This window comes from uncultured Dokdonia sp. (genome assembly GCF_937910895.1).
Classification (GTDB): Bacteria; Bacteroidota; Bacteroidia; order Flavobacteriales; family Flavobacteriaceae; genus Dokdonia.
Map to the genome: position 1 here is coordinate 1 of NZ_CALEMI010000082.1, position 10,218 is coordinate 10,218.

Annotated in this window: 11 protein-coding genes; 9 read left to right on the forward strand and 2 right to left on the reverse strand. The window is 35.0% G+C overall.

What is annotated here, in order from left to right:
• The 7 genes from Q0505_RS10005 to Q0505_RS10035 all read left to right on the forward strand — a co-directional run.
• The coding region (locus Q0505_RS10005) for a T9SS type A sorting domain-containing protein (protein ID WP_299212301.1) at positions 1 to 1,281 on the forward strand (1,281 nt) is incomplete at its 5' end.
• Between the two features lie 323 nt (positions 1,282 to 1,604).
• The gene (locus Q0505_RS10010; RefSeq protein ID WP_299212304.1) at positions 1,605 to 2,333 is read left to right on the forward strand and encodes a nitroreductase family protein; all 729 of its coding nucleotides are present in this window, start codon (positions 1,605 to 1,607) and stop codon (positions 2,331 to 2,333) included.
• 158 nt (positions 2,334 to 2,491) lie between these two features.
• Positions 2,492 to 3,115 carry a class I SAM-dependent methyltransferase gene (locus Q0505_RS10015; RefSeq protein ID WP_299212307.1) on the forward strand — a complete coding sequence of 208 codons (624 nt, stop codon included), beginning with the start codon at positions 2,492 to 2,494 and terminating at the stop codon, positions 3,113 to 3,115.
• A 177-nt stretch (positions 3,116 to 3,292) separates the two neighbouring features.
• The gene (locus Q0505_RS10020; RefSeq protein WP_299212310.1) at positions 3,293 to 4,330 is read left to right on the forward strand and encodes a hypothetical protein; all 1,038 of its coding nucleotides are present in this window, start codon (positions 3,293 to 3,295) and stop codon (positions 4,328 to 4,330) included.
• A gap of 299 nt (positions 4,331 to 4,629) precedes the next feature.
• A complete protein-coding gene (locus Q0505_RS10025) occupies positions 4,630 to 5,406 on the forward strand; it encodes a trypsin-like peptidase domain-containing protein (protein ID WP_299212313.1) in 777 nt (258 codons plus the stop codon).
• Between the two features lie 45 nt (positions 5,407 to 5,451).
• A complete protein-coding gene (locus tag Q0505_RS10030) occupies positions 5,452 to 5,841 on the forward strand; it encodes a hypothetical protein (protein ID WP_299212316.1) in 390 nt (129 codons plus the stop codon).
• Positions 5,842 to 5,895: 54 nt separating this feature from the next.
• The gene (locus tag Q0505_RS10035; protein ID WP_299212319.1) at positions 5,896 to 6,633 is read left to right on the forward strand and encodes a phosphodiester glycosidase family protein; all 738 of its coding nucleotides are present in this window, start codon (positions 5,896 to 5,898) and stop codon (positions 6,631 to 6,633) included.
• A 120-nt stretch (positions 6,634 to 6,753) separates the two neighbouring features.
• On the opposite strand, the gene Q0505_RS10040 is transcribed toward Q0505_RS10035, so the two are convergent.
• The gene (locus Q0505_RS10040) at positions 6,754 to 7,563 is read right to left on the reverse strand and encodes a carboxypeptidase-like regulatory domain-containing protein (protein WP_299212323.1); all 810 of its coding nucleotides are present in this window, start codon (positions 7,561 to 7,563) and stop codon (positions 6,754 to 6,756) included.
• Between the two features lie 139 nt (positions 7,564 to 7,702).
• Here Q0505_RS10040 and rmuC point away from each other — a divergent pair, with 139 nt between their 5' ends.
• Both rmuC and Q0505_RS10050 read left to right on the forward strand, forming a co-directional pair.
• Positions 7,703 to 9,085, forward strand: coding sequence for a DNA recombination protein RmuC (rmuC, locus tag Q0505_RS10045; protein WP_299212326.1), 1,383 nt, complete (start codon positions 7,703 to 7,705; stop codon positions 9,083 to 9,085).
• A gap of 244 nt (positions 9,086 to 9,329) precedes the next feature.
• Complete coding sequence (locus Q0505_RS10050) at positions 9,330 to 9,698, forward strand: 6-phosphogluconate dehydrogenase (RefSeq protein ID WP_299212329.1); 369 nt, start codon at positions 9,330 to 9,332, stop codon at positions 9,696 to 9,698.
• Between the two features lie 69 nt (positions 9,699 to 9,767).
• Here the strand turns inward: Q0505_RS10050 and Q0505_RS10055 are convergent.
• A partial coding sequence (locus Q0505_RS10055; RefSeq protein WP_299212332.1) for a DUF5777 family beta-barrel protein occupies positions 9,768 to 10,218 on the reverse strand: 451 nt, incomplete at its 5' end.

Below are 10,218 nucleotides of genomic sequence, written 5' to 3' on the forward strand. Positions count from 1 at the left end.
ACCATTCAGGTAGAAGAAAATGCAAGTTTAATTTTTAGTGGAGCTAACAATTTTGGGCCTAGTGGCGGATCTATTGATGGGTACAACCATGGGTATTTAGAAATTAAAAATAAGGATGTGGCACATCCTACGGTCATCGGTACTTTATTTTATAGTGTAAACGGCACCGTAACTTGGGATGATGTTACCTTCACAGGAGGTGGAACATTTAGAATACAAGAAGCAAATCTTCTTATTACAGGAAACCATGACATCACGCTTGATGATATAAACGTGTGGGTACAGCCTGGAACTGGCGCTGCCACCATGGGAACTGGAAATCCTTTTACTATTTTCCTTGAAAATGGTGCCAAGTTTAGAAGTGCTAGTGATGAATTTTACCTAGATGGCGCCTCTTTTATAGGGACAGGAACAGCTAATGAGGAATTTAGCAATTCTGGAATTTTAACGGTGTTGAACTCGACTATTGATCATCACTTTAATGGATTAGTATTTACAAACAACGAATTACTACTATTGAATGAAGGTACCATACTCATGGATGACGCCTCCATTTTTTCTAATTATTTTTTTCAAGATCCAGAATATCCAGAATTTGTAGAGTATGGAACGTTACAAGGTTCTGGAACATTTCGGTTTCCTTCCATATTTACTAGTCCACAATTTAACGATGGGTATGTTGATCCAGGACCAGGAATTCAGCAATTAAACACCACAAATTATAATCAAACAGAAACTGCTACATTATTAATCGATATTAATGGATATATTCTTGGAGTAGATCACGACTTCATAGAAAACTCACAGGAGGCATACTTTACAGGTGGATTTGAAGTCAATCTAACGTTTGAACCACAAATTGGAGATGAATTTGTAGTATTCTCATCTGACTCAGAAATCACAGATTGTGCTCCTGAAAGCACTACAACAGCAAGTTATAATAACTTAGATTATATATTTGATGTTATCTGTAATTCGCAGAATATCACGCTTAGAGTATCTGAAATACTTAGTCTCGAAGATTTCATAACGGATACCCCATTATTTCATCTAGCTTCAAATCCTGTTTCGGACGAAGCAATTTTCAATATCGAACATTTCTCCATTACCAAAGATGCTAAACTAAATATCTATGATCTCGCAGGGAAAAGGATTGAGAACATCACTAGTATTACTGAAAAAACAATGCTAAATACAGAGGAATTTTCCAACGGGATATATCTCGTAAGATATGTATCTAATGGTAAGTCAACTACATTAAAAATGGTAGTTCTGCATTAAAATAAAAAATTCCTTCGTGTTTTACCAATTTCTAACGGATAGTTTTTTTGAGTGATTCCTCCTAAAAAGAACACATAGACTATTCTATTTTCTACACATTAACACAAACAAACCATAACAATGATCAACTGATGTTTGATAATTTTAAGCGGGTTCGTTATGCTTTCGCGAAAGCGTACTTATATTTGTATCTTGATGCCTCCATAGAAATGGTTAAAGTACGATCCTATACGTTCATCTAATTTTCACACAAAAACGTTAAGCAACTATTTTGGTATTGGATTGAAAATAAACGTTACTATTTAATTTTCACTTGAGAAAACATGGAAAAAACAGTTTCAGAGGCTATTGCTTACAGACGATCAACGAGAGTATATAAAGATGTCCCCATCGATTCTGAAAAAGTCAAACAATGCTTAGTGAATGCTTCCTTAGCGCCAACGAGTAGTAATCTTCAACTTTGGGAATTTTATCATATTACCAATAAAGAGACTTTAGACAACATGGCTGAGGCTTGTTTTAACCAGAACGCAGCAAAAACAGCACAACAACTAGTTGTTGTCGTGGCTCGTAAAGATTTGTGGCGAAAACGAGCAAAAGCCAATATAGCTTTTTTGGATAAGGTGTATGATAAAGAAGATCTTAGCGAACGTGATTTGAAACGTAAAAAAATGGCTATGAATTATTATAGCAAATTGATTCCTACGATTTACACAGATTTCTTGGGGATTTTAGGTGTCATCAAATATGTTATCTTTCAAATTGTTGGATTGTTTAAACCTATCTACAGACAAACCCGGTTAAGTGATATGCGGATTGTGGCTCATAAAAGTGCTGGATTAGCTGCTGAAAACTTTATGATAAGTATGGCTGCTATTGGGTATGATACCTGTCCGATGGAAGGTAGTGATACACTAAGAGTAAAGAGACTCTTAAAGCTTCCTGCAGGTGCTGAAATCAATATGGTGATTGGATGTGGAATAAGAGATGACAAGGGAATCTATGGGCCAAGATTCAGAGTTCCTTTTAATGAAGTATATTATGAAGTGTAATCTTTTTTGAAGTTCTCAGGAATACGCCTAACTATGTATCCTATTTATTTTCATCAGAAATACGCACGCTTGTTGTATTTTGTATATTCAGAAAGTAATGTATCTTTAAGAATCGTACTACTACACTCCTCGGATATATACCAAATGCCAAACCCAATATGACGTGCCCCCTTTGCAGTTCACTATTATCTATCCAAAAAGATTCACACTTTTATGATTGCGAGACCTGCAAAGCGATTGTACAAGATAAAAACCACTATATAACTGCTGATGAAGAAAAAGCACATTATGAATGTCATAACAATGACGTAGAAGATGTTCGGTATCAAAACTTTACCATGCCCATCACGCAGTATGTGCTTGATACCTTCTTGCCTACTCATAAAGGCTTAGATTTTGGAAGTGGTACGGGTCCTGTGATTTCAAGTATGCTGCAAAAGAAACACTATGACATTGTCCAATATGATCCCTTTTTTGCACCTGACGAAAGGGTTCTTATGTCAACCTACGATTATATTGTGAGTTGTGAGGTGTTTGAGCATTTCCATCATCCTAAAGTAGAAATTGATCGGCTTGTGGGTTTATTAAAACCGAATGGATTATTGCTCGTTATGACCTTGTTGTATACGGATTCCATTGATTTTAAGACATGGCATTATCGAAAGGATCCTACGCATATCTTCATCTACAGAGCCGAAACCATCGCTTATATTGCCAAAGAAAAAGGACTCGAGATCCTTGAACTCACCAACAGATTTATCGTTTTAAGAAAAACAAACTAGGCGCTCGGAACGTAGAGATTTTAGGATTAGCGAAGCTAAATACACATCTATCTACTGATGAGACAGCTTTCGCGAAAGCGAAATTCTCCTACTCAAAAAAGCTTTTTGCATTTTTTATTCAGTATGTATTTACTACATTATGTGCTTAAAATAGACGACAAATTATAGCCAAAATCAATGAGCCATCTATCTACAATTGATCTAAAAAAAGAACTAGTTCGCGTAACGTCAGCATACTTCGAAGAACCTATTGATTATTTAAAACTATCAAATGCGTCTACTGACTATAAATCTTTGTTACACGAGATTTCTGGTCAAAATATGGATATAGAAAAAGGGCGAAATGATATTAAAAATGAGAATGGAAATGCTCTTGGCACATTTTGGGCGGCGCTATGTCTTGAGGATGCTTTGAGAACTCGACAATTTATTAAAGGAATAGATCGCGCTATAAAGGATACAAAAAAGAAGGCGCCTATCCATATTATGTATGCGGGCACAGGCCCTTTTGCAACACTGATTCTTCCGCTTATTTTAAGGTATCCCAAAGAGGATATTACATACACTTTATTAGAAATAAATCCATTTACGTATAGCGTATTACAAAATATCATTTCTAAATTAGACTTAGAAGAATATGATATTACTTTGGTAAAAGATAATGCAACTACCTATCAAATAGCTCCTGAAAATACACCAGATATTATTATAAGTGAAACCATGCAGTCTGGTTTGATGAAAGAGCAGCAGGTGCCTATTTTTATAAATTTAATGAGCCAGGTGCCTTATGATACGGTATTTATACCTGAAAAAATAGAACTGCACTTAGGGCTTAAAAAAACAGATTCTCTAGATGGACGATTTCTGAAAGAACATTATACGGATGTTGAGAAGCTATTTGAGGTAAGCAAAGAGTCCATGTTTGCCTCTAATCCATCCAAAAAACAATTGATCAAAAAAGGATCATTTGCAAAAAAGAAAACAGTCATTAAAGAAGAGACCTTAAAAGGATATAGTCACCTACTCATTAACACGTATATCCAAGTATATAAAGACCTAAAAATTGACATTAATGAGAGTGGTTTGACAGTTCCTATTTTTATAAGAGAAATTCCAAACAACAACCAAAGCACTGTCACTGTTGACACACAGTATGTTATCTCTTCTGAACCCAAACTTGAATATACTATAACTTTAGATACGGTTGTGTCATAAAAAAGTCTATTCATCAGAGTATTTAAATCGCTTACATTATTAGCTTATTTTTTCTATTTAATAAGGTATAGAACTGAGTACGTTTAGATTCAGAAGATCTATTCGTAGGGAACATGATACGCTCCTGACTGCTGATGAGGCTTCTTTTGCGAACTAGTCTGCCAGCAGGCAGGAGCAAAATTTCTTAACTCGCAAAAACCCTCTCAAATTCCCTATTCAATTTCTATTTCCTACATTAGATGTTGAAAACACGCAACTAATCTTATATAAGCACCTTAGTAGCCACCAAAACAAAGATCATGAAATTCTTGACATTGACTTTATCTGTACTCATTTTCACTACAGCTCATTCGTATGCTCAAACAACTGAATTTCCTGATGCGATACCAATCGAAACTATACAAAAGAATAAATTTGATGGGGTTTGCTATCAAGACGTTAGAAGATTTCCTAAAACAGGGACTCCAAAAAATTCTACTTCCTTCTTTATTTCAAAAAATTACCTACTGACATCTGCTCATAATGTAACGAAACTGCCTTTTCACTCTGTTAGAAGAATGACCATTTTCCCATCGAGAATTGGCGATGTAAAGCATTTAGATTCTATCCAATTGAAGATTAAGTATAAAAGAAACATCAGATACCCAAAACAGTATTCATATTACAAAGGAAAGTCACATAATGCTTATGATATCGCCCTTATTTATATTCCGGATGAAATTATAGATACAAATGAAAAATTAGAATCAATCCCTTATTTACCGCTAGTGGAGGACGGAATGGAAATTAAGGAAGGAGAATATGTGTATTGCGTTGGCTATCCCGCTCAAGATACCTACAGCGAAAAATATTTGATGACCTTAGATTCTTCTAAGGTGATTAAAGTTCATCAACGTTATTTTGAACATCGGCTAGAGACGTTAAGAGGTAATAGTGGTTCGCCAATACTGATCAAAAGAAATAATAAATTTTATGTGGTAGGCGTTAACTCTATGAGACATCATGGAACGCTCATCCATGCAGACAGAAAGAGAATCATCGAACTTTGGAAAAAGGAATTAAACGAAAGTTACTAAAAATACTTGCTGCACTCTAAATCCTGACCATCAAGAAACAACCAAATGAAAAATAAGAAACAACTATTTTTACAATTTCCTGAGTACTATCTACTTATTTTAACAATCCTTGGTGGTTATACACCTCCATTCTCTTTCAACCCTATTTTTATAGGAATTCTAGGGATGCTTATTCTCCTTATGATCTTTAAAAACAAGATCGTAGGCATTGTTTTAGGAAGCCTTTTTTTATTAATCAACCTCTATATGCTAGGAGCACTTATTTCTGAGTTGAGTGAGTTTACCGTATTTAACACCGCTGCAAAAAACTTAGTATTCGTTGGATTCACGCTTTGGAGTCTCAATATGCTAGCAGCAGTGACGATGATCTATAAATATGCCTTTATGGATCTAAAAAGGAATCTGTTAGTAACCTCTACAGAAAAGGTCTTTTGACGTATTTATACATAAGTAGCTTGCTTCTTTTTAAGAATTATGTACATTTAGAATATGAGATTTTATAAAATCATTCTTTCCTTATGTTTGCTGGTCGTATTTATCAGCTTCTCTCCTATTCCCTTTCAATCCGCTCAAAAGGATACCAATATCCTAAGCTACGAAGTCAATCTCAACACCCAACAGTTAGATTTTTATTGGAAGAATGCACAAGGCAAAAATTATGAAAGCCTGCAAAATTTGAAAACAAGTATTGAAAAAGAAGGTAAAGAACTCGTCTTTGCAATGAATGGTGGGATGTATCAAAAAGACCGTTCTCCACAAGGGTTATATATTGAAAAAGGAAGTACGAAAGCGCCTATTAATACTCAAAAAGGAGATCATACCAATTTCTTTCTTCACCCAAACGGTATTTTTTACATTACTAAAAACAACAAAGCGACCATCTGCACAACACCTGATTTTAAAGCTAGCCCAGACATTCAATATGCTACACAATCGGGACCTATGCTACTTATAGATGGGAAGATCCATCCTAAATTTAATGAAGGCTCGCCCAATGTGCATATCAGAAATGCCGTGGGAATCCTTCCAAACGGGAATCCCCTTTTTGCAATGTCTAAAGAGCAAATCAATTTTTATGATCTTGCCTGTTTCTTTAAAGAAAAGGGATGTAAAAATGCCTTGTATCTAGATGGCTTTGTCTCTCGCACCTACCTTCCATCCCGATACTGGGAGCAGCTCGATGGTAATTTTGGAGTCATAATTGGCGTGACTAGAGATAGAAAATAACAGTTTGTTTATTTTACATATTAGAATGCAACTACTTCTCTTATTCTTTTCTATTTCGCTTTCGCGAAAACATATTCAAGCTGGTTTTCAAAATAGGTTTAGAAATTAAAAAACAGACGCTTAATCGGTTTTACTTTTACTATTCAGAAACATTTTGCTTTTCTTGTTGAGGAGTTCAAGGAATTCTATCTCATGCCCGTAGTTTAGCAATTCAAAATCAAACGTATCATCCTCGACATATCTGATAAATTCTTCTACACGATGCTCTGGGATCTTAAAATTCTCTACCAAAAAGCTAGAACCCAAATAGTATTTGATAGATTTTACGGGGACTTCTGGAATGCCAGCTGCTTTTTTATCTTTTACTTCAGATCTAAAAAGCGGTAGTAATAATTGATCAACAACGTTAATGACATTCAGACTATATACCATTGCATCCGCTTCAGATCGAATCGCCGTATTTATAATCCGAGCTGGATTATCTTCTACAAAGTCATTGGGATCCTGATTGACCATCCCAAAATAAACAACGTCTTTTTTTGGAGTGAATAATTTCACGCTTTTTGCATCTGTCGTGATATCGCCTGTAAGTTCTCTAGTTCTTACAAAAACTTCATCCAATTGATTGATTTCTTCAATCAAAAAAATACGAACTTTTTTTGATTCTAAAATATCTTTATTGACTCTAATATCAATGTTCTGATATTCCAACGCTTTCACTTCTATAAGATCATATAAAGCGACAGCAATTATAAATTCCCCCTTTGCATTGGTAATTGTCCCCTTATTTGATGTGGAGTTATAAATGGTGATTCCTTCAATATCATTGCCTTCGACAATAATTTTTCCGTTGATGTTTTCACGTTTGATATTTTGAGCAAAAGCCAAAAAAGGGATGCAAAATAAGATTAAGAATAGTTGTTTTTTCATAGAATATTTATATGATATTAAGATACTCCATTCGCGTTTAATTCCCATAAGAATTGCTACAAACTTTTTGTTAAAAATATAGTAACAAATACAACAAAGCTTCAACCATAAATGGCGTTGTATTTTTTATCTTTACCCTATGAATTCGACACTCATCTATTTTCTTATCGCTATTACGTGCATTATCATTGGTGTGATATTGGGTATGTTTATATCAAATCTTAAAAAGAAAGGTGAGTTTAATGGCTTACAAGAACGTTTAAAATTTGAAGGAGATCAGTTAAGGGAGGCTAAGGACGCTTTCGCGAAAGCGGAATTAAACATACACACCCTAAGAAAAGAAGCCGCAGACCAGTTAGACGCTGTCCGCCAACAAGCACAAGAGAATGCGAATGTCTTGCGAAAGGAAAAAGACTTTTTTCAAAACGAATTGACAGCACGTAACGTGGAGTTTCAAAATCTAGAGAAACGACTAGAAGAAAAAGGCGAAGAATTAGAAAAACTCAACGAGAAATTTACTAAAGAATTCCAACTCGTAGCCGATAAAATCATACATGAAAATTCCAATAAAATCACCGATCGGAACAAACAGAATCTAGATGAGATTTTAAAACCTTTTAAAGAAAAGATTGAAAAATTTGAACGTCGCGTAGAAGAAACCAACAAAGAAGCTATTGACAGAACCTCTTCTTTACGTGAGCAAATAAAAGGGCTCACAGCGCTTAACGAAAAGATGACGCAAGAAGCAAACAATCTGACCAAAGCTTTAAAAGGTGATAACAAAACACAAGGAAACTGGGGCGAATTGGTGCTAGAACGTGTCCTTGAAAAGTCAGGACTTGAAAAAGACAGAGAATATTTTGTGCAACAAAGTTTTACGGTAGAAGATGGAAGTCGTGTGCTTCCCGATGTAGTCATACAACTCCCTGGAAACAAACGGATGATTATAGATAGTAAAGTATCCCTAAGTGCCTACGAACGTTTTGTGAATGAAGATGATGAGCTGCTAAAAGAACAAGCTCTTAAAGAGCACGTCACTTCTTTAAGACGTCATATCTCGCAACTTAGTGATAAGAATTATCAAGATATCTATCAGGTAGAAAGTCCAGATTTTGTATTGCTCTTTATCCCGATAGAACCTGCATTTGCGATTGCGGTAAATACCGATAATCAATTATACAATCAGGCATTTGAGAAAAATATTGTAATTGTCACACCGTCTACTCTGCTCGCCACCTTACGTACCATAGACACGATGTGGAACAATGAAAAGCAGCAACAAAATGCGCTTGAAATTGCTGTACAAGCAGGGCGTCTTTATGATCAGTTTGTCAGTTTAACCGAAGATCTTATCAAGGTAGGGAATCAGTTGCGCACCGTACAAGGAAGTTATGATACGACCATGAAAAAACTAACCGGACAAGGCAATCTTATCAAGAAAGTGGAGAACCTTAAAAAACTGGGGATCAAACAGAAAAAGCACCTCAACGACAAATTGATAGAACGCGCTTCTGAAGAGTAAAAACTACCTTCAATATTAAAACATTAATAAAAATATCAAATTGGATTACTGCTATTAGTTATCTAGCAGCTACTTTAGTACCTTTAGGTTTAGGGAGCACGGCTATTTATCATGCACTTTATGGAGATTTAACAACTCCTCACGAATATGATATTTACCTAAATATGGGAAGTCTCTCTATTATTGTAGGACTATTAATTGGGTTATTTATAATTCCTAGATTTATTTACTTCATACGAAACCAATGAAAAAAGTACTGATTATCTTTTTACTAGCCATTGCACTACTGGCTACCGCATATTATAGTTTTTTATATTATGTACCCTATAGTGAAGGGACACGATCTGGTGAGTTGATTAAGTTTAGTAATAAAGGTGTGCTTGTAAAAACGTGGGAAGGTGAGATTAGTCAAGGAATAAGTGGTGCTCAAATCTTTCCTTTCTCAGTGATGGATGGAGAAAAAGAAGTCATCCAAAAATTAAAAGATTATCAAGGAAAATATGTGAAACTCACGTATGAAGAACGTTTTGGCAGTTTTTTCTTTTGGGGAGATACTAAATATTTCATTACCGATATTTCCTTAGAGAGCTCTCCGCATTTTAATAAAAATTAATTTTATTAAATCCAAAAAATGCTGTTTAACAAGAAGTCAAACAGCATTTTTAAAGTGTTATCTAAACGTTTATTTTTTAGATCCTAGACCAAAAGCTCTTGAGATATTAAAGCCTAAAAATATAGTTCCGTCGCCAAAATCTCCTCTCGCTTGCCCCAAAAATCCATTGGCAAAAATGGCTCTTGAATTAGATACATGTAATTGAAATACATGTCCGCCAGTCTCTATTTCTAATCCTAATGCCAGTGAATTATTAAATACGGAGTTATCCACTCTATTTAAATGGATTCCATAATCACCTATAAAAGCAAGTCGCTTCGTCAACTTAAAACGTCCTCCTATCCCTAAAGCAAATTGTGCATTGTCTTGGTTATCTTCGATGACTGTATTGTCATGAAAATAGGTGGGAATTACTTGTAAGGACAACCAATCATTAAATTTTCTGGAAATCAATACTTGGTTTGCAAATCCTAGCCGATCTGTAAAAGATAGATTAGGAAACAAATCTGCGTCAAGGTCG